This is a genomic window from Pseudomonas sp. S11P7 (assembly GCF_023195435.1).
GTDB classification, from domain to species: Bacteria; Pseudomonadota; Gammaproteobacteria; order Pseudomonadales; family Pseudomonadaceae; genus Aquipseudomonas; species Aquipseudomonas fluorescens_G.
In genome coordinates, this window is sequence record NZ_JALPKS020000002.1 from 756495 (window position 1) to 776052 (window position 19558).

A 19558-nucleotide genomic window follows, 5' to 3' on the forward strand; every position below is an offset into this window, starting at 1 on the left:
GTTAGAATTCACGCCCTTTTTCTGAAACACGCTTCTTGTGGTCCACGCGTTGGCGGGATTGCCTGAAGTGCCTGACGGAGGCGGACAGCCTGTTTAGCTGTTACGCCCGTGGCGACTATGCAAGACACATTGAGAATCACCGAAGTTTTCTACTCGTTGCAGGGGGAAACGCGGACTGCCGGGCTGCCCACAGTTTTCGTGCGCCTGACCGGTTGCCCTTTGCGTTGCCAATACTGCGACAGCGCCTACGCCTTTAGCGGCGGCACCGTGCGCACCCTCGACGACATCCTCGAGCAAGTCGCCGGTTTTCGCCCGCGATACGTCTGTGTGACCGGCGGTGAGCCGCTGGCCCAGCCGAACGCCATTCCTTTGCTCCAGCAGCTGTGCGATGCCGGCTACGAGGTCTCGCTGGAAACCAGCGGTGCCCTGGACGTTTCGGCGGTCGATCCGCGCGTCAGTCGCGTTGTGGACCTGAAAACGCCGGGCTCGAAAGAAGCCCATCGCAACCGCTACGAAAATATCGAGCTGCTTACGCCCAACGATCAGGTGAAGTTTGTCATCTGCTCGCGTGAGGACTACGACTGGGCGGTATCGAAACTGATTCAGTACGGGCTCGATCGCCGCGCCGGGGAAGTGCTGTTTTCCCCCAGCCACCATGACTTGAATGCGCGTGAGCTGGCGGACTGGGTGGTGGCGGACAACTTGCCGGTGCGCCTGCAATTGCAGCTGCACAAATATCTTTGGAATGACGAGCCGGGGCGCTGAGATGACTGAACAACTGAACACTACCGAAAAACGTGCCGTCATTCTGCTGTCCGGCGGCCTCGACTCGGCCACCGTAGTGGCCATGGCCCGCGCCGAAGGTTATGCCTGCTATACCATGAGTTTCGATTACGGCCAGCGTTCTCATGCCGAATTGCACGCCGCTGCGCGCGTGGCTCGCAATCTGGGTGTGGTCGAGCACAAGGTCATCGGTCTTAATCTGAATGGCATGGGCGGCTCGGCGCTGACCGACACCAGCATCGACATCCCTGAAGAGCTGGGCGAGGGCATTCCGGTGACTTACGTGCCGGCACGCAACACCGTGTTCCTGTCGCTGGCGCTGGGTTGGGCGGAAGTGCTCGGTGCGCGCGATATCTTCATCGGCGTCAATGCAGTGGATTATTCCGGTTACCCGGATTGCCGCCCGGAGTTCATCGAGTCGTTCGAGCGCATGGCCAACCTGGCAACCAAGGCCGGCGTGGAAGGCAACGGTTTCCGCATCCAGGCGCCGTTGCAGAACCTGAGCAAGGCACAGATCGTCCAGGCTGGTGTGAAGCTGGGCGTTGATTACGGCCTGACCGTTTCCTGCTATCAGGCCGACGATGACGGCCGTGCGTGCGGTAAATGCGACAGCTGCCGCCTGCGCGCAGAAGGCTTCGCGGCAGCGGGTGTGGACGATCCAACCCCTTATTTTTGATTTTTTTCAAAAAGGTGTTGAATAGTCCTTAAAAATCAGTATTATACGCGCCACCACACAGCGGGTCGTTAGCTCAGTTGGTAGAGCAGTTGGCTTTTAACCAATTGGTCGTAGGTTCGAATCCCACACGACCCACCATATTTGGCGGTTTAGAAAATCCGGAAGGCCCACGAAAGTGAGGATTTCCGGGTTTTTTTGCCTGCAATTCGGCCATCGCCTGTTTCGCCGATGCCTGCGCTGACGCAGGTCAGAATGATCTTTTGTATCAACGGGATATTCTGTAGCCTTGCGCAGCTTCAACGCTGTCCGTGCCTGATATTACTCACTCTCCCGGCGGTACCCTCTAGCGGTCCGGAGCCGGGTGTATACTCGACTTTCGCGCGAATGCGCCTGCAGGTCTTGCGAACATGACGCAGATTTCCGAACGCCTTCTGGTTCAAGCCCACCTCGATGCCAAACAGCCCAAACCGCTGACTGCCGAGCAAGAGGCTTATTACCGTGCCGCCATCGCCGCCGAGCTCAAGGCTCAGGACGCGGTGCTCGTGGCGCACTTCTATTGCGACCCGGTGATTCAGGCCCTGGCCGAAGAAACCGGTGGCTGTGTTTCCGACTCCCTGGAAATGGCGCGCTTCGGCAATGCCCACCCGGCCAAGACCGTGGTGGTCGCCGGCGTGAAGTTCATGGGCGAGACGGCGAAGATCCTCAACCCGGAAAAACGCGTGCTGATGCCAACCCTGGAGGCGACCTGCTCGCTGGACCTGGGTTGCCCGGTCGATGAGTTCTCGGCGTTCTGCGATCAGCATCCGGAACGTACCGTGGTGGTCTACGCCAACACCTCGGCAGCGGTGAAGGCACGTGCCGACTGGGTGGTGACCTCCAGTTGCGCGCTGGAAATCGTTGAAAGCCTGATGGATAACGGCGAGACGATCATCTGGGGCCCGGACAAGCACCTCGGTACCTACATCCAGCGCAATACCGGCGCCGACATGCTGCTCTGGGACGGTGCCTGCATCGTTCACGAAGAGTTCAAGTCCAAACAGCTTGAAGACATGAAAGCGCTGTACCCGGACGCGGCGATTCTGGTGCACCCGGAGTCGCCGACGTCGGTGATCGAGCTGGCCGACGCCGTCGGCTCGACCAGCCAGTTGATTGCCGCCGCGCAAAGCCTGCCGAACAAGACCCTGATCGTCGCGACCGACCGTGGCATCTTCTACAAAATGCAGCAGTTGTGCCCGGACAAGGTCTTCATCGAAGCGCCTACCGCCGGTAACGGCGCCGCGTGCCGCAGTTGCGCACATTGCCCGTGGATGGCCATGAACACCCTTGAGCGCACGCTCAAGAGCTTGAAGGAAGGCACGAACGAGATCTTCGTTGATCCGGCGTTGATTCCGCAGGCGATCCGGCCGTTGAAGCGCATGCTGGACTTCACCCAGGCCGCGCGGATGAAGCTGGCCGGTAACGCTTAGGTCTTTCAGGCAACACACAAACCTGTAGGAGTGAGCCTGCTCGCGATAGCGGTGTATCAGTCGATTCAAACATTGACTGACACACCGCTATCGCGAGCAGGCTCACTCCTACATGGGTTTTGGGTGTTCGGAAATTATTGGGTCTTCTTCGGGATCCGCACAACGCGGCTATCCGAATAGATGTCATGCCAGGTGCGCTTCTGCTTGTCATACAGCGACCAGAAGAACCCCAGCCCAACGCATAGCCACGACGCAATCGATACCATGAAGCGCAACAGCGCCTGCCACAGGCTGATCGCCGTGCCGTCGGCGTTCTGCACGCGAATGCCCCACACCTGCATACCGAGTGTCTGCCCGCCATGGGTCCAGAACTTGGCGAAAAAGCCGAACAGCACCAACAGCAACACCGTCGAGTAGAGCGGATCGCCATCGAGCTGCCCGGCATCCGTCATCACCCGCAGGCGTTGTTCGCCAATGATCGCAGCCTGAATCAGCTTGTAAACGAAGCCGGTGACGATCAGCAGCGCAGTGCACAGCAGAAAGTCATAGAACATCGCGGCCAGACGCCGGCCAAGTCCGACGGCAGGAAAGTCGCCCTGTGGGGTGAGCAGGTTTTTCGACATGGCAGCCTCTGAGCGCGAAGAGAAACGGCATTTTACGGATTCGCGCGCACAAAAAAGCCCCTGATATCAATATCAGGGGCTTTTTCGTAGCAGAAATCAGGCTTCGGCTTGTACTTCGTCAGCCTGCATGCCTTTCTGGCCCTGCACAGCAACGAAGGTCACTTTCTGGCCTTCTTTCAGGCTCTTGAAGCCGTTGCCCTGAATGGCGCGGAAATGCACGAACAGATCCGGACCGCTTTCAGGAGTGATAAAACCAAAACCTTTCTCGTCGTTGAACCACTTGACGGTACCGCTCTGACGTGTAGACATTTCTTATTTCCTTTGACGCAATAAATTAATGACAGTCTCTTTCTCATGAAAGAGTACTGGGGCTGGTTGCAGGAGAGTAAGAAGACGTCGAGCGGGATGTAGCTAACTTGTAGGCTACTGCCCAGGTCACGATTCAAAGCTGACCCATGCAAACACAGTGAACGAACTCTACGCCAACTACGGGAGAAAAAACAAGCCCCGCGAAGGCCCCGGTTTTATTGCGCTTGCTGGCATTTTGTCAGTTTGTTAGTGCAACCTTACACTGGTGGCTTGTTCGCTTGTTTTCAAAGGTTATAAGTAAAGTTCATATTCGAATCAACGGCTGGGTAATGCACTTTTTTGTGGCGATTGCGTTACACATTAGTGCACGCATAACGCAATCGCGTTACTTATAGAAACAGTCAATCAACCGCGGTAGTAGCGTTGCGGAACAAATGGCATTTTGCTTACAAGCATTTGCACCTTTTTCCCACGCACGATGGCCCATACCGAAGTTTCAAGAGCCGCATAAGCGCTGTCGAGGTACCCCATCGCCAATGGCCCGCCCAAGGTCGGGCCGAAACCACCGCTGCACACGCTGCCGATGATCTCGCCGGCTTCGTTGACGATCTCTGCGCCCTCACGCACCGGCGTACGTTCCTGCGGCAGCAGGCCGACGCGTTTGCGGGCGATACCGTTCTGTTGTTGCGCGAAAATCTGCTCTGCGCCGGGGAAACCGCCGGCCCGCGCGCCGTCCGCGCGACGTGCCCTGGAAATCGCCCAGAGCAGGCTGGCCTCGATCGGCGTGGTCTCGGTGTTCATGTCGTGGCCGTACAGGCACAGGCCGGCTTCCAGGCGCAGCGAGTCGCGGGCACCGAGGCCGATGGCCTGGACCTCCGGCTCGGCGAGCAGGGCGCGAGCCAGTTTTTCCGCGTCAGCGGCCGGAACGGAGATTTCGAAACCGTCTTCACCGGTGTAGCCCGAACGGCTGACAAAGCAGTCGATACCCTGCAGATTGACGCGGGCGAACTGCATGAACGTCATCTTCGCCACTTCCGGCGCAAGACGCGCCAGCACGGTTACGGCTGCCGGGCCTTGCAATGCCAGCAGCGCGCGCTCTTCGAAGAGCGCCGTAATGGTGCACTGATCGCCGATGTGTTGTTGCAGATGCGCCAGGTCCTGATCCTTGCAGGCGGCGTTGACCACCAGGAACAATTCGTCGTTGCCGAGGTTGGCGACCATCAGGTCATCAAGGATGCCGCCGCTCTCATTGGTGAACATCGCGTAGCGCTGCATGCCCACCGGCAAGTCGACGATGTCCACCGGCACCAGGGTCTCCAGGGCTTTGGCGGCGTTGGCGCCGGTCAGGCGGATCTGGCCCATGTGCGAGACGTCAAACAGCCCGGCCTGTTCGCGGGTGTGCTGGTGTTCTTTCATCACGCCGAGTGGGTATTGCACGGGCATGTCGTAGCCGGCGAAGGGCACCATGCGCGCGCCGAGTTCGAGGTGCAGCGCGTGGAGCGGGGTTTTCGAGAGTTGTTCGGTGGACATGCGGGACTCCTTGATTCATACCAATCCTCTCCCGGAGGGAGAGGGGGCTAGTTACGTTCAGCATTCGATAATGTTGACTGCCAGGCCGCCGCGGGCGGTTTCCTTGTATTTGCTTTTCATGTCGGCGCCGGTCTGGCGCATGGTGCGGATGACTTTGTCGAGGGAGACGAAATGCTGGCCGTCGCCGCGCATGGCCATGCGCACCGCGTTGATGGCTTTCACCGAGCCCATCGCGTTGCGCTCGATGCACGGCACTTGCACCAGCCCGCCAATCGGGTCGCAGGTCAGGCCGAGGTTGTGTTCCATGCCGATTTCCGCGGCGTTCTCGACTTGCTGCACGCTGCCGCCGAGCACTTCGCACAGCGCCCCGGCCGCCATCGAACAGGCGACGCCGACTTCACCCTGACAACCGACTTCAGCGCCGGAGATCGAAGCGTTTTCCTTGTAGAGAATGCCGATTGCCGCAGCGGTCAGCAGAAACCGCACGACGCCGTCGTCATTCGCGCCGGGGATAAAACGCATGTAGTAATGCAACACTGCCGGAATGATCCCCGCCGCGCCGTTGGTTGGCGCCGTGACCACGCGCCCGCCGTTGGCGTTTTCTTCGTTGACCGCCAGCGCATACAGGTTGACCCAGTCGAGCACCGACAGCGGATCGCGCAGCGCTGATTCGGGGTATTTGCACAGTTGCCGATGCAGCGCCGCCGCCCGGCGTTTGACCTTCAAACCACCGGGCAGAATGCCTTCGTTGCGGCAACCCGCCGCGACGCAATCCTGCATGACCTGCCAGATCCTCAGCAGTCCTGCGCGGGTCTCTGCTTCCGGGCGCCAGGCACTTTCGTTGGTCAGCATCACCTGGCTGATCGACAGACCGTAGGTGCTGCAATGTCCGAGCAAGTCCTTGGCGCTTTTGAACGGGAACGTCAGCGGTGTGGCGTCTTCGACGATACGGTCGGCACCGGCCGCATCTTCGTCGACGACAAAACCACCGCCCACCGAGTAGTACTCGCGGCTGCGAATCTGCAGCCCCGCCGCATCGAAGGCGCGGAAAATCATGCCGTTGGGGTGATAGGCCAGCGGTTTGCGAATCATCGCCAGGTGTTCTTTCTCGTTGAACGCAATGCTCTGTTCGCCGAGCAGATTCAGCCGGCCGCTGCCACGAATCTCGTGCAGACGCGCGGCGACGGTTTCGGTGACGACCGTGTCCGGGTGCTCGCCTTCGAGGCCGAGCAACACGGCCTTGTCGCTGCCGTGTCCCTTGCCGGTGGCACCGAGCGAACCATATAACTCGACGCGCACGCTGGCAGTGGCCGAAAGCAGGTTTTCACGGCGCAGACCTTCAGCGAAGCGCGCGGCTGCGCGCATCGGGCCGACGGTGTGGGAGCTGGAGGGGCCGATGCCAATCTTGAACAGGTCGAACACGCTTAACGACATGGGGGGCTCCTGCGGAGCAGTTGGGAGCTTCTAGCTGCAAGCTGCAAGTGAAAGGCGGATCGGCTTTTCCTTGCAGCTCGTGTTCATGCTGCAATGCTTGCTGCAAAACGACAGCCGCAAGTCAGAACCCGATCTGCCCTGACTTGCAGCTTGTAGCTCAAAGCTTGCAGCTGCTTCTCTTAAGCGTAGCTTTCGATCGACGGGCAGGCGCACACCAGGTTGCGATCACCGAAGACGTTGTCGACGCGACCGACCGGTGGCCAGTATTTGCCTTCGACCAGCGACGCCACCGGGTACACCGCTTGCTCGCGGCTGTACGGATGAGTCCATTCGCCCACCAGCTCCGCTGCGGTGTGCGGGGCGTTTTTCAGTGGGTTGTCGTCCTTGTCCAGGGTGCCGTTTTCCACTGCGCGGATTTCTTCGCGGATGCGGATCATGGCGTCGCAGAAGCGGTCCAGTTCTTCTTTGGATTCGCTTTCGGTCGGCTCGATCATCAGTGTGCCGGCCACCGGGAACGACATGGTCGGGGCGTGGAAGCCGAAGTCGATCAGGCGCTTGGCGACGTCATCGACGCTGATGCCGCTGCTGTCTTTCAATGGGCGCAGATCGAGAATGCACTCGTGCGCCACCAGGCCGTTGCTGCCGGTGTACAGCACCGGGTAGTGCTCTTCGAGGCGGCGGGAAATGTAGTTGGCATTGAGGATCGCCAGTTGCGAAGCGCGCTTCAGACCGGCGCCGCCCATCATGCGGATGTACATCCAGGTGATCGGCAAAATGCTCGCGCTGCCGAACGGTGCCGCGCAAACCGCGCCTTCCTTGCGTTCCATCTGGCCGTGGCCCGGCAGGAACGGAGTCAGGTGCGACTTCACGCCAATCGGGCCAACGCCAGGGCCGCCACCGCCGTGCGGGATGCAGAAAGTCTTGTGCAGGTTCAGGTGCGAAACGTCGCCGCCGAACTTGCCTGGTGCACAGAGCCCGACCATCGCGTTCATGTTGGCGCCGTCGATGTACACCTGGCCGCCGTTGTCATGAATGATCCCGCAGATTTCGCGGATGCCTTCTTCGAACACGCCGTGGGTCGACGGGTAGGTGATCATCAGCGCGGCGAGGTGTTCGCGGTGCTCGATGGCTTTGGCGCGCAGGTCTTCGATATCGACGTTGCCACGCGCGTCGCAGGCGGTGACGACTACGCGCATGCCAGCCATGTTGGCGGTGGCCGGGTTGGTGCCGTGGGCCGACGACGGGATCAGGCAGATGTCGCGGCGCTCATCGCCACGGCTCTGGTGATAGGCGCGGATCGCCAGCAGACCGGCGTATTCACCTTGCGAACCGGCGTTCGGTTGCAGCGAGATCGAGTCGTAACCGGTGGCGGCGCAGAGCATCGCTTCCAGCTCGTCAGTCAGTTGCTGGTAACCGGCGCTTTGTGCGGCCGGGGCGAACGGGTGCAGGGCGCCGAACTCGGCCCAGGTCACCGGGATCATTTCGCTCGCGGCGTTGAGTTTCATGGTGCACGAGCCCAGCGGGATCATCGTGCGATCCAGTGCCAGGTCCTTGTCCGCCAGTTTGCGCAGGTAGCGCATCAGCTCGGTTTCCGAGTGATAACGGTTGAACACCGGGTGGCTGAGAATCGGCGACTGGCGAACCAGCGACGCAGGAATGGTGCTTTGTACCGAAGCGGCCAGCGCGGCGAAATCCGGCAGGGTCTTGCCGTCAGCGAACAGGCCCCAGAGGGTTTCGATATCGGCTTGCGTGGTGGTTTCGTCGACCGACAGGCCCAGACGCTCGGCATCGATGACGCGCAGGTTGATCTGCGCCGCGTGTGCCTTGTCGTGCAGCGCGGCGGTGTTCGCCCCGGTGGCCACAGTCAGGGTGTCGAAGAAACTCGCTTGCTCGACTTTGGCGCCCAGCGCGGTCAGGCCCTTGGCCAGAATCGCGGTCAGGTGATGCACGCGGTTGGCGATCTGCGTCAGGCCTTTCGGACCGTGGTACACGGCGTACATGCTGGCGATGTTGGCCAGCAGCACCTGCGCGGTGCAGATGTTCGACGTGGCCTTTTCGCGGCGGATGTGTTGCTCGCGGGTCTGCATGGCCAGACGCAGCGCCGGCTTGCCGAAGCGGTCAACCGAAACCCCGACCAGACGGCCGGGCATGTCGCGCTTGAACGCATCTTTGGTAGAGAAGTACGCGGCGTGCGGGCCACCGAAGCCCAGCGGTACGCCGAAGCGTTGCGCCGAACCAATGGCGACGTCAGCGCCGAATTCGCCCGGCGCGGTCAGCAGGGTCAGGGCCAGCAGGTCGGCGGCCACTGCGACCAGCGCGTTGGCGGCGTGGAAGCGTTCGGTCAGTTCGCGGTAGTCGAACACGTCACCGTTGCTGGCCGGGTATTGCAGCAGTGCGCCGAAAAACGGCGTCACGTCGGTCAGTTCGCGCTCGTCGCCCACGACCACGTCAATGCCCAGCGGCTCGGCACGGGTGCGCAGCACGTCGAGGGTTTGTGGGTGACTGTGGATCGAGGCGAAGAACTGGTGGCTGCCCTTGTTCTTGCTCAGGCGTTTGCAGAAGGTCATGGCTTCAGCAGCGGCGGTGGCTTCGTCGAGCAAAGAGGCGTTGGCGATCGGCAGGCCGGTGAGGTCGCTGATCAGGGTCTGGAAATTCAGCAGCGCTTCGAGGCGGCCCTGGGAAATTTCTGGCTGGTACGGCGTGTACGCGGTGTACCAGGCCGGGTTTTCCAGCAGGTTGCGCAGGATCGGCGACGGCGTGTGGCAGTTGTAGTAGCCCTGGCCGATGTAGGTTTTGAACAGCTGATTCTTGCCGGCGATGGATTTGATCATCGCCAGCGCATCGGCTTCGCTGAGGCCGTCGTCCATGCCGAGCACGCTGGTGCCCTTGATGCTTTCCGGGATGACGCTGGCGCTCAGGGCTTCGAGCGAATCGAAGCCGAGGCTGTTGAGCATGGCTTGCTCATCGCCGGCGCGCGGGCCGATGTGACGGGCGATGAATTCGTTGGCAGTGCCGAGGTTGATTTGGCTCATGTCGCTACTCCTCAGGCTTCGGCTTGGGCTTTGATCAGACGGTCGTAGGCGTCCTGATCGAGCAGTTTGGCAACGGCGGACGCGTCGCTTGGCTGAAAGCGGAAGAACCAGCCTTGGCCCAGCGGATCTTCGTTGACCAGCTCCGGGGCATCTTCCAGGGCCGGGTTGACTTGCAGTACGTCGCCATCGAGCGGCATGTACACGCCGCTGGCAGCTTTTACTGATTCCACGGTGGCGGCTTCGGCGCCTTTTTCGTAGGCCTGCAGCTCAGGCAGTTGCACGAACACCACGTCGCCCAAGGCGTTCTGCGCGAAAGCGGTAATGCCGACAGTAACGCTGCCGTCAGCTTCGGTGCGCAGCCATTCGTGATCTTCAGTAAAACGCAACTCGCTCATGGAAACTCCTCAAGGGCCAGACTCGTCTGGTGGACGCGGTGGAAAGCGTGGGCGGTGGTGCCCTTTATGATGAGTAGATGAGTAGCAAGAATGCGGCCAACAAGATATTTACGTTTGTAATCAATAAGTTAGTGATTTCCGACGGCGACATTCGACGGTCGGGTGTAGCGAAATCGCTACAGTCGCCGCTGAGGATAAAAGCTGAGCGGGATCAAAGCCTTGGACAGCGGTGATCAGGGGAAGGTGTAGCGATATCGTTCCGCTGTATCGGTTTCAGTACAGATGGAGGTCGTTATTGAGCGGATTTCGAATCCGCCCCTTTCCTTGTGGGAGCTGGCTTGCCAGCGATAGCGGAAGACCAGTCACCATCAATGGTGCCTGTGCCGCCGTCATCGCTGGCAAGCCAGCTCCCACAGGTTTTTGTGGTGTGTTCAGGGCTTGTTGGGAATGCCGTACTTGCGCAGCCGATGGGCGATCGCCGTGTGCGAAGTTTGCAAGCGGCTCGCCAGTTGTCGGGTCGACGGATAGCTGACGTAGAGCTTTTCCAACAGATCGCGCTCGAAGCCTTCGACTGCCTGTTCGAGGCTGTCGACGTCGCTGTCGGTCTGCCGCGCCACGGAGGTGCCGGCGATGTCCAGATCGCCGATATCCACCAGGCTGCTTTCACAGATCGCCGCCGCGCGGAAGATCACGTTCTGCAGCTGGCGCACGTTGCCCGGCCAGCGGTTGCCGAGCAGCGCCGGGTAAGTCCCCGGCGCGAGGCGGCAGACCGGGCGCTGGATCTGCGCGCAGGCCTGCTGCATGAAATAGCGCGCCAGCAGCAGAATGTCCTGGCCGCGTTCACGCAGCGGCGGTACCTCGACGTTGAGTACGTTGAGGCGATAGAACAGGTCTTCGCGGAACAGGCCTTCGCTGACCATTTTTTCCAGATCGCGGTGGGTGGCGCTGAGGATGCGCACATCGACCTTCACTTCGCGATCACCGCCCACTCGGCGGAAACTGCCGTCATTGAGAAAACGCAGCAACTTGGCTTGCAGGTACGGCGACATTTCGCCGATCTCATCGAGAAACACCGTGCCCTGGTTGGCGAGTTCCATCAGCCCCGGTTTGCCACCGCGCGCGGCGCCAGTGAAGGCGCCGGGGGCGTAGCCGAACAGTTCGCTCTCGGCGAGGTTTTCCGGCAGCGCCGCGCAGTTGAGGGCGAGAAACGGCGCACTGTGGCGCGCGCTGATCGCGTGGCAGGCGCGGGCGACCAGTTCTTTACCGGTGCCGGTTTCGCCCTGGATCAACAGCGGCGCGTCCAGCGCGGCGACCCGTTGCGCGCGCGCCTTGAGCGTGCGAATCGCCGGGGATTCGCCGAGCAGCGCATCGAAACCTTCGGCGTGGTCGTGGTGCAGCGCCGAGAGTTGTTCGCCGATGCGGTTCGGTTGATACAGGGTGAGCAGGGCGCCGGCGTCGGTGATCGGCGTGGCGTCGAGCAACAAGGTCTGGCCGTTGACGGTGATCTCGCGCAGCGGCAGGCGGAAGCCGTTTTCGAGCAGAGTGTCGAGCAGCGCCGGGTCGTTGAACAGTTCCGCGACACTTTCCCCGGCCGGTTCGCGGCCGTACAAGGCAATCAGCGCCGGGTTGGCCAGCAGCACCTTGCCGGCGCTGTCGAGGGCCAGGACCGGGTCGGTCATCGCCGCCAGCAGGGCATCGAGTTGCAGGTGTCGACGCTGGCCGGGAAGGATGTCGACCACCGTCACCGCCTCGACGCCACGGACCCGAAACAGCGCATCCTTGAGCTCTTCGAGCACCTGCGCGCTCAGTGTCGGCGCGTCGATGTAGACGTTCGGCGGGATCATCTCCACCGCATCCAGATTGAGATTGCGCCCACCGAGGATAGCCAGGACTTCCTGGGTAATGCCGACGCGGTCGATGAAACTGACGTGGATACGCATGGGGCGGTTCAGTGATCTGCAGGGCGGGAGCGCGCAAGTATGCCTTGGGGCGGGGAATTGGTGAAATCTGTGTCCTGCGCTGATCGTTCCCACGCAGAGCGTGGGAACGATCATTGGAAGGGGGTCATTCGAAGTGTTCGGGATTCACCGGATCCCCCGAATGCATATTCAACTTCTGCCGAATGTCTTCAAACATCAAATCGTAATGCTTGTGCACCGAACCGATCTGGCTATGAGCCTTGGGAATCCCGTATTTCTCGGCAATTCTCGTCACGTCGCGGGCGAAGTTGTAAGCCTCTTCCTTGGGCAGGAAAAATGTCTCCTTCATGTCCTTGCCCTGCATGCTGCCATGCAGGGTGAACTGAATGCCTTTGCCTTTCTGCGGATCGGTGAACACTTCGTAGTCCAGGCTCACGTTGTAACTGACGTCATCGTCCGTCAACGCATGCCGCTCGATGTGCAAATGACCAGGTTCGAATTGGGCCATTGAGTTACTCCTTTCAAGGCATGGGAGGAGGGCAGACTTTTGGCCTGCCCCCGGCGTTTATTGTTATCGGTAGCTGATGCCCGGCTTGGCCGTGGTCACGCGGGTACCGGCGGTGCCTTGCACGATCGCTTCGATATCTGCCAGCGAGCCGATCACCGCGACCTTGCCAGTATGGCGCGCGAATTCGCAGGCTGCCTGCACCTTCGGTCCCATGGAGCCGGCGGCGAAACCCAGGCGTTCGAGTTCATCCGGGTGGGCTTCGGCGATGGCTTTCTGCGTCGGTTTGCCGTAGTCGATGAACGCCGCATTGACGTCGGTGGCAATCACCAGCAGATCAGCCTCCAGCTGTTCAGCAAGCAGCGCCGAGCACAGGTCCTTGTCGATCACCGCCTCAATGCCCTTGAGGTTGCGCTGCTCGTCGTACATCGTCGGAATCCCGCCGCCGCCGGCGCAGATGACGATGCTGCCCTTGTCGAGCAGCCACTTGATCGGGCGGATTTCGAAGATGCGTTTCGGCCGTGGACTGGCGACCACGCGACGGTATTTGTCGCCGTCCGGGGCAATCGCCCAGCCTTTCTCGGCAGCGAGTTTTTCCGCTTCGGCTTTGTCGTACACCGGGCCGATGGGTTTGGTCGGGTTCTTGAAAGCCGGGTCGTTGGCGTCGACTTCAACCTGGGTCAGCAGGGTGGCGAACGGCACTTCGAAGTCGAGCAGATTGCCCAGTTCCTGTTCGATGATGTAGCCGATCATGCCCTCGGTTTCGGCGCCGAGGACGTCCAGCGGATAAGGGCTGACGGAGGTGTACGCCGCCGCTTGCAGCGACAGCAGGCCGACTTGCGGACCATTGCCGTGGGCGATGACCAGTTGGTTGCCGGGATGGATTTTGGCGATTTGCTCGGTGGCGATGCGGATGTTGGCGCGCTGGTTGTCAGCGGTCATCGGCTCGCCACGGCGGAGCAGGGCGTTACCGCCCAGAGCTACGACGATACGCATGGTGCATGTCCTTCTAGAAAACAGTGAGTTCGTGCAGTACGAATGCGATCCCTGTGGGAGCCGGGCTTGCCCGCGATGGCGGTGTATCAGTCAGTGTCTATGTCGGCTGACACACCGCAATCGCTGGCAAGCCAGCTCCCACAGGGACCGGGTCGATCAGTTAGAGATCAGCCAGGGTCGAAACCAGAATCGCCTTGATCGTGTGCATGCGGTTTTCCGCTTGCTCGAAGGCGATGCAGGCGGGCGACTCGAACACGTCGTCGGTCACTTCGATGCCGTTTTTCAGATGCGGATACTGCTCGGCAATCTGCTTGCCGACCTTGGTATCACTGTTGTGAAAGGCCGGCAGGCAGTGCATGAACTTGGTGCGCGGGTTGCCGCTGGCTTTCATCAGTTCGGCGTTGACCTGGTACGGCAGCAGTTGCTGGATACGCTCGGCCCAGGCTTCCACCGGTTCGCCCATCGACACCCAGACGTCGGTGTGAATGAAATCGACGCCTTTGACTGCCTCTTTGGGATCTTCGGTCAGGGTGATACGAGCGCCACTTTCTTCCGCATATTTATGGCAACGCTCAACCAGATCGTCCAGCGGCCACAGGGCTTTCGGCGCGCAGATGCGCACGTCCATGCCCAGTTTGGCGCCGATCAGCAGCAGCGAGTTGCCCATGTTGTTGCGCGCATCGCCCAAGTAGGCGTAGCTGATTTCGTGGATCGGCTTGTCGGCGTGTTCACGCATGGTCAGCACGTCGGCGATCATCTGGGTCGGGTGATATTCATCGGTCAGGCCGTTGAACACCGGCACCCCGGCGAACTTGGCCAGTTCCTCGACGATTTCCTGTTTGAAGCCACGGTATTCGATCGCGTCGTACATGCGCCCGAGCACGCGGGCGGTGTCTTTCATGCTTTCCTTGTGGCCGATTTGCGAGGAATTCGGGTCGATGTAAGTGACGTTAGCGCCTTGATCGTAGGCCGCTACTTCGAATGCGCAACGGGTGCGGGTCGAGGTTTTTTCGAAGATCAGGGCGATGTTGTTGCCCTTCAGGTGTTGTTGCTCGGTGCCGGTGTACTTGGCGCGTTTCAGATCGCGGGACAGGTCGAGCAGGTAACGCAATTCGCGAGGGGTGTGGTGTTCCAGGCTCAGCAAATTACGGTTATGAATGTTAAACGCCATGATGATTCTCCTTGGATTCGGTAATCGGCCCGGCCGCTACGGGATGAGTTCGGCCGGGGAGACGGTCGTTTAGTAATCAATCGGGTCGCGGATGATCGGGCAGGTCATGCAGTGGCCGCCGCCGCGGCCGCGCCCCAGTTCGCCGGCGCTGATGGTGATGACTTCCACACCGGCCTTGCGCAGCAGGGTGTTGGTGTAGGTGTTGCGGTCGTAGCCGATGACCACGCCCGGTTCCACCGCCACTACGTTGTTGCCGTCGTCCCACTGCTCGCGTTCGGCGGCGAAGCTGTTGCCACCGGTTTCCACCACGCGCAGCTTGGGCAGGTTGAGCGCCGCGGCGACGGTGTCGAGGAAGCTGCCTTCTTCGCGGCGAATATCGATGCCGCCCTGTTTGCTGTCGTCAGGGCGCAGGGTGAAGGCGACGATCTGGTTGACCACTTCGGGGAAGATCGTCACCAGGTCGCGGTCGCAGAAGCTGAACACGGTGTCCAGGTGCATCGCCGCGCGGGATTTCGGCAGGCCGGCGACGATGACTTTTTCCACGGCCTTGTTCTTGAACAGGTTCAGCGCCAGTTGGCCAATGGCCTGACGCGACGAACGTTCGCCCATGCCGATCAGCACCACACCGTTGCCGATCGGCATGACGTCGCCGCCCTCAAGCGTGGAGCTGCCGTGGTCCTTGTCAGGGTCGCCGTACCAGATCTCGAAGTCGGCGTTGGTGAACTGAGGATGGAATTTGTAGATGGCCGTGGTCAGCAGGGTTTCCTGACGGCGCGCCGGCCAGTACATCGGGTTGAGCGTCACGCCGCCGTAGATCCAGCAAGTGGTATCGCGGGTGAACTGGGTGTTCGGCAGCGGCGGCAGAATGAAGCTGGAGTGGCCGAGGAAGTCGCGGAACATCTGGATGGTCTTGCCACCGAAACTGTCCGGCAGATCGTCGGCGGAAACCCCGCCAATCAGAAACTCGGCAATGTGCCGTGGCTCGAGGCTTTTCAGCCAGGATTTGACTTCGTTGATCAGGCCCAGGCCCACCGAGTCGGCGGTGACCTTGCGCTCGAGAATCCAGTCCAGCGCTTCGGGGATGGCGACGATGTCGGTGAGCAGGTTGTGCATTTCCAGCACGTCGATGCCGCGCTCACGCATCTTGGTGACGAAGTCGAAGTGATCGCGCTTGGCCTGCGCCACCCACAGCACGTCGTCGAACAGCAGTTCATCGCAGTTGTTCGGGGTCAGCCGCTGATGGGCCAGACCTGGGGAGCAAACCATGACTTTACGCAGTTTCCCGGCTTCGGAGTGGACGCCGTACTTCACTTTTTCCGTGGTCATTTCAGTGTTCCTCCAGATGACAATTCAATCAGGGGTTACAGCGTCAGGAAGCCGTCGTAGAGACCGTAGGCCGCCACCACGGCGCCTATGACCACTGCGGCGAAAATCAGCTTCTCGACGTTGGTGAAAACCGGTTGTTTGAGTTCCAGCTTGGCCTTGGCGAACAGGATCGCGCCGGGTGCGTAGAGCAGGGCCGAGAGCAGCAGGTACTTGACCCCGCCGGCGTACAGCAGCCACACCGCATAGATCAGGGCGATGCCGCCGATGATCAGGTCCTTGCGCCGCTCGGCGGCGAAGCCTTCGTAACTCTCGCCACGCACCGCCAGCAGCAGGGCGTAAGCCGCCGACCACAGGTACGGCACCAGAATCATCGAGGTGGCGAGATAGATCAGCGACAGGTAGGTACTGGCTGAAAACAGGGTGATGATCAGAAAGATCTGCACCATCGCGTTGGTCAGCCACAGGGCGTTGACCGGTACGTGATTGGCGTTTTCCTTGCGCAGAAACTCCGGCATGGTGTGGTCTTTGGCGGCGGCGAACATGATCTCCGCGCACAGCAGCACCCACGACAGCAGCGCCCCCAACAGCGAGATGATCAGGCCGACGCTGATCAGCACCGCACCCCAATGCCCGACCACGTGCTCCAGCACCGCAGCCATCGACGGGTTCTGCAGTTTTGCCAGTTCCGGCTGGGTCATGATGCCCAGCGACAGCACATTGACCAGCACCAGGAACAGCAGCACGGTGATGAAACCGATCACCGTGGCCTTGCCGACGTCGGAACGTTTTTCTGCGCGGGCCGAGAAGATGCTCGCGCCCTCGATGCCGATGAACACCCACACGGTGACCAGCATCATGTTGCGCACCTGGTTCATCACACTGCCCAGGTCAGGATTTTTCACGCCCCAGATGTCGGCGGTGAAGATGTCCAGTTTGAAGGCGAAGACCGCGATCAGCACGAACAGCAGCAGCGGCACGACCTTGGCAACGGTGGTCACCAGGTTGATGAACGCCGCTTCCTTGATTCCGCGCAGCACCAGGAAATGCACGCCCCACAGCAACACCGAGGCGCCGATCACCGCCGCCGGGGTATTGCCTTCACCGAATATCGGAAAGAAGTAACCGAGGGTGCTGAACAGCAACACGAAGTAACCGACGTTGCCCAGCCAGGCGCTGATCCAGTAACCCCAGGCGGACGAGAAACCCATGTAATCGCCGAATCCGGCCTTGGCGTAGGCGTAGACACCGCCGTCCAGGTCCGGCTTGCGATTGGCGAGGGTCTGAAAAACAAAAGCGAGGGTGAGCATGCCGACTGCGGTGATGGCCCAGCCGATCAGCACTGCACCGACGTCGGCGCTGGCGGCCATGTTTTGTGGCAACGAAAATATCCCGCCACCGATCATTGAACCGACTACCAGTGCAACCAGTGCACCGAGTCTTAGTTTTCCGGGCGCTTCAGACATTTGCATGACTCCATTGCAGGAGAGAAGAGATCACAGCGTAAATCTGTTGTCTGTTCAAACAGCTGACGTAGATCAGTTCATGGTCACATTCCATTGTTAATGAATGACTTAGGTATCCACTAGTGGCATAAGGCTTTCGTCTGCGAGGCCCGTTCTAGAGGCTTTGTGGCTAAGTGGTTGGGAATGGCTATTATTACTTTCGAATTATCACGCTAGTTCTTTTCTGGCGTTTGGCAAATTTTCCGCCGTTGTTTTCAGTACAGAATTGATTTATCAGGATCAGCGCACAGAATGGCGTCGACGTGCTACGGGTTATCGTTGTCGGCTATATATAAAGGGGGCAGCTGAATCTTTATCTGATAAGCATCATCTACCATTAAGATTTTTAGCCGGTCGTTGTTACAAATAAACTTCGCCACTGTTTTTCAAGGAGACTTGCATGTCGCAACCGACACAGAAGCTGCGACTGGGCGCGCTGATCGCGCTGGTGGTGGGGTCGATGATTGGCGGGGGAATTTTCTCGCTGCCGCAGAATATGGCGGCACGCGCCGATGCCGGAGCGATTCTGATCGGTTGGGGCATCACTGCCGTCGGCATGCTGACGCTGGCTTTCGTCTTCCAGACTTTGGCCAATCGCAAACCCGAACTGGACTCTGGCGTGTACGCCTACGCCAAGGCCGGGTTCGGCGACTACATGGGGTTTTCCTCGGCGTGGGGATACTGGATCAGCGCCTGGCTGGGCAATGTCGGTTACTTCGTGCTGCTGTTCAGCACACTTGGCTATTTCTTCCCGGTGTTCGGTCAAGGCAATACGCCGATCGCCATCGGCTGTGCTTCGATACTGCTGTGGGCGGTGCATTTTCTGGTGATGCGCGGGATCAAGGAGGCGGCGCTGATCAACCAGTTGACCACCGTCGCCAAGGTCGTGCCGCTGATCATGTTCATCGTCATCGCGGCGGTGGCGTTCAAGGCGGATATCTTCACCCGCGACATTTGGGGCACCGGCAACCCGAATTTCGGCGGGGTGATGGATCAGGTGCGCAACATGATGCTGGTCACCGTGTTTGTGTTCATCGGCATCGAAGGCGCCAGCGTGTATTCGGCGCGGGCAGAGAAACGCAGCGACGTCGGTCGCGCCACGGTGATCGGTTTTATCGGCGTGCTGGCGCTGCTGGTGCTGGTCAATGTGCTGTCGCTGGGCATCATGACCCAACCGGAACTGGCCAACTTGCAGAACCCGTCGCTGGCCGCCGTACTTGAGCACATCGTCGGGCCGTGGGGCGCATTGCTGATCAGCGTCGGCCTGGCGATTTCGCTGCTCGGGGCGTTGCTGTCGTGGGCGTTGCTCTGCGCCGAGATCCTGTTCGCCACCGCCAAAGACAAGACCATGCCGGCGTTCCTGACCAGGGAAAACAAAAACCATGTGCCGGTCAACGCGCTGTGGCTGACCAACGCGATGATCCAGATTTTCCTGTTGATCACGCTGTTTTCGGCGGGCACTTACACCAGCCTGATCTACCTGGCCTCGTCGATGATTCTGGTGCCGTACCTGTGGTCGGCGGCGTACGCGGTGCTGCTCAGCGGGCGTGGCGAAACCTACGAACAGGCCTCGGCCGAACGCCGCAAGGACCTGCTGATCGGCGGCATCGCCCTGGTCTATGCGGTGTGGTTGTTGTATGCCGGCGGGGTGAAATACCTGCTGTTGTCGGCGCTGCTGTATGCGCCGGGGGTGATTCTGTTTGCCCAGGCCAAGCGTGAGGCGGGTGAGCCGTTGTTTACTCCGGTGGAGAAAGGGATTTTTGCTTGTGTGGTGATGGGCGCGGGGTTGGCGGCGTATGGGTTGTACAGCGGGGTGTTGAGTTTGTGATCGGAATGTTGCTTTGGCAGGGCCGGCGTATTCGCGAGCAGGCTCGCTCCCACAAGGGAGCGC

At 60.4% G+C, this 19558-nt stretch carries 16 protein-coding genes and 1 tRNA gene; 5 read left to right on the forward strand and 12 right to left on the reverse strand.

Annotated features, from left to right (window positions below):
* The first annotated feature begins 117 nt into the window (after positions 1–117).
* The 4 genes from queE to nadA all read left to right on the forward strand — a co-directional run bounded on the left by queE (position 118) and on the right by nadA (position 2925).
* Positions 118–765 (forward strand): 7-carboxy-7-deazaguanine synthase QueE, encoded by a 648-nt coding sequence (queE, locus tag M0746_RS03485; RefSeq protein ID WP_133339757.1) that lies wholly within the window; start codon positions 118–120, stop codon positions 763–765.
* 1 nt (position 766) lies between these two features.
* A complete protein-coding gene (gene queC / locus M0746_RS03490; RefSeq protein ID WP_258448207.1) occupies positions 767–1459 on the forward strand; it encodes a 7-cyano-7-deazaguanine synthase QueC in 693 nt (230 codons plus the stop codon).
* A gap of 62 nt (positions 1460–1521) precedes the next feature.
* A tRNA-Lys gene (locus tag M0746_RS03495) sits at positions 1522–1597 on the forward strand.
* Between the two features lie 269 nt (positions 1598–1866).
* Positions 1867–2925, forward strand: coding sequence for a quinolinate synthase NadA (nadA, locus tag M0746_RS03500; protein WP_258448208.1), 1059 nt, complete (start codon positions 1867–1869; stop codon positions 2923–2925).
* A gap of 134 nt (positions 2926–3059) precedes the next feature.
* On the opposite strand, the gene M0746_RS03505 is transcribed toward nadA, so the two are convergent.
* From M0746_RS03505 to arcD (M0746_RS03560), 12 genes are all read right to left on the reverse strand, one after another.
* The gene (locus M0746_RS03505; protein ID WP_258448209.1) at positions 3060–3548 is read right to left on the reverse strand and encodes an RDD family protein; all 489 of its coding nucleotides are present in this window, start codon (positions 3546–3548) and stop codon (positions 3060–3062) included.
* 96 nt (positions 3549–3644) lie between these two features.
* The gene (locus tag M0746_RS03510) at positions 3645–3857 is read right to left on the reverse strand and encodes a cold-shock protein (protein WP_003227496.1); all 213 of its coding nucleotides are present in this window, start codon (positions 3855–3857) and stop codon (positions 3645–3647) included.
* A gap of 405 nt (positions 3858–4262) precedes the next feature.
* Positions 4263–5387 carry a glycine cleavage system aminomethyltransferase GcvT gene (gcvT, locus tag M0746_RS03515; protein WP_258448210.1) on the reverse strand — a complete coding sequence of 375 codons (1125 nt, stop codon included), beginning with the start codon at positions 5385–5387 and terminating at the stop codon, positions 4263–4265.
* Positions 5388–5444: 57 nt separating this feature from the next.
* The gene (locus M0746_RS03520; protein ID WP_258448211.1) at positions 5445–6821 is read right to left on the reverse strand and encodes an L-serine ammonia-lyase; all 1377 of its coding nucleotides are present in this window, start codon (positions 6819–6821) and stop codon (positions 5445–5447) included.
* A gap of 179 nt (positions 6822–7000) precedes the next feature.
* Complete coding sequence (gcvP, locus tag M0746_RS03525) at positions 7001–9853, reverse strand: aminomethyl-transferring glycine dehydrogenase (protein WP_258448212.1); 2853 nt, start codon at positions 9851–9853, stop codon at positions 7001–7003.
* An 11-nt stretch (positions 9854–9864) separates the two neighbouring features.
* Positions 9865–10248, reverse strand: a complete 384-nt coding sequence (gene gcvH / locus M0746_RS03530; RefSeq protein WP_258448213.1) for a glycine cleavage system protein GcvH — start codon at positions 10246–10248, stop codon at positions 9865–9867.
* Between the two features lie 431 nt (positions 10249–10679).
* The gene (locus M0746_RS03535; RefSeq protein ID WP_258448214.1) at positions 10680–12188 is read right to left on the reverse strand and encodes a sigma-54-dependent transcriptional regulator; all 1509 of its coding nucleotides are present in this window, start codon (positions 12186–12188) and stop codon (positions 10680–10682) included.
* Between the two features lie 124 nt (positions 12189–12312).
* Positions 12313–12675 carry a DUF5064 family protein gene (locus tag M0746_RS03540; protein ID WP_258448215.1) on the reverse strand — a complete coding sequence of 121 codons (363 nt, stop codon included), beginning with the start codon at positions 12673–12675 and terminating at the stop codon, positions 12313–12315.
* A gap of 63 nt (positions 12676–12738) precedes the next feature.
* Complete coding sequence (gene arcC, locus M0746_RS03545; RefSeq protein WP_258448216.1) at positions 12739–13668, reverse strand: carbamate kinase; 930 nt, start codon at positions 13666–13668, stop codon at positions 12739–12741.
* A gap of 160 nt (positions 13669–13828) precedes the next feature.
* Complete coding sequence (locus M0746_RS03550) at positions 13829–14839, reverse strand: ornithine carbamoyltransferase (protein ID WP_208940050.1); 1011 nt, start codon at positions 14837–14839, stop codon at positions 13829–13831.
* Positions 14840–14908: 69 nt separating this feature from the next.
* The gene (gene arcA, locus M0746_RS03555) at positions 14909–16165 is read right to left on the reverse strand and encodes an arginine deiminase (RefSeq protein ID WP_093099008.1); all 1257 of its coding nucleotides are present in this window, start codon (positions 16163–16165) and stop codon (positions 14909–14911) included.
* A gap of 35 nt (positions 16166–16200) precedes the next feature.
* Positions 16201–17628 carry an arginine-ornithine antiporter gene (gene arcD / locus M0746_RS03560; protein ID WP_258448217.1) on the reverse strand — a complete coding sequence of 476 codons (1428 nt, stop codon included), beginning with the start codon at positions 17626–17628 and terminating at the stop codon, positions 16201–16203.
* 439 nt (positions 17629–18067) lie between these two features.
* Here arcD (M0746_RS03560) and arcD (M0746_RS03565) point away from each other — a divergent pair, with 439 nt between their 5' ends.
* Positions 18068–19495 carry an arginine-ornithine antiporter gene (gene arcD, locus M0746_RS03565; protein WP_258448218.1) on the forward strand — a complete coding sequence of 476 codons (1428 nt, stop codon included), beginning with the start codon at positions 18068–18070 and terminating at the stop codon, positions 19493–19495.
* Positions 19496–19558 lie beyond the last annotated feature (63 nt).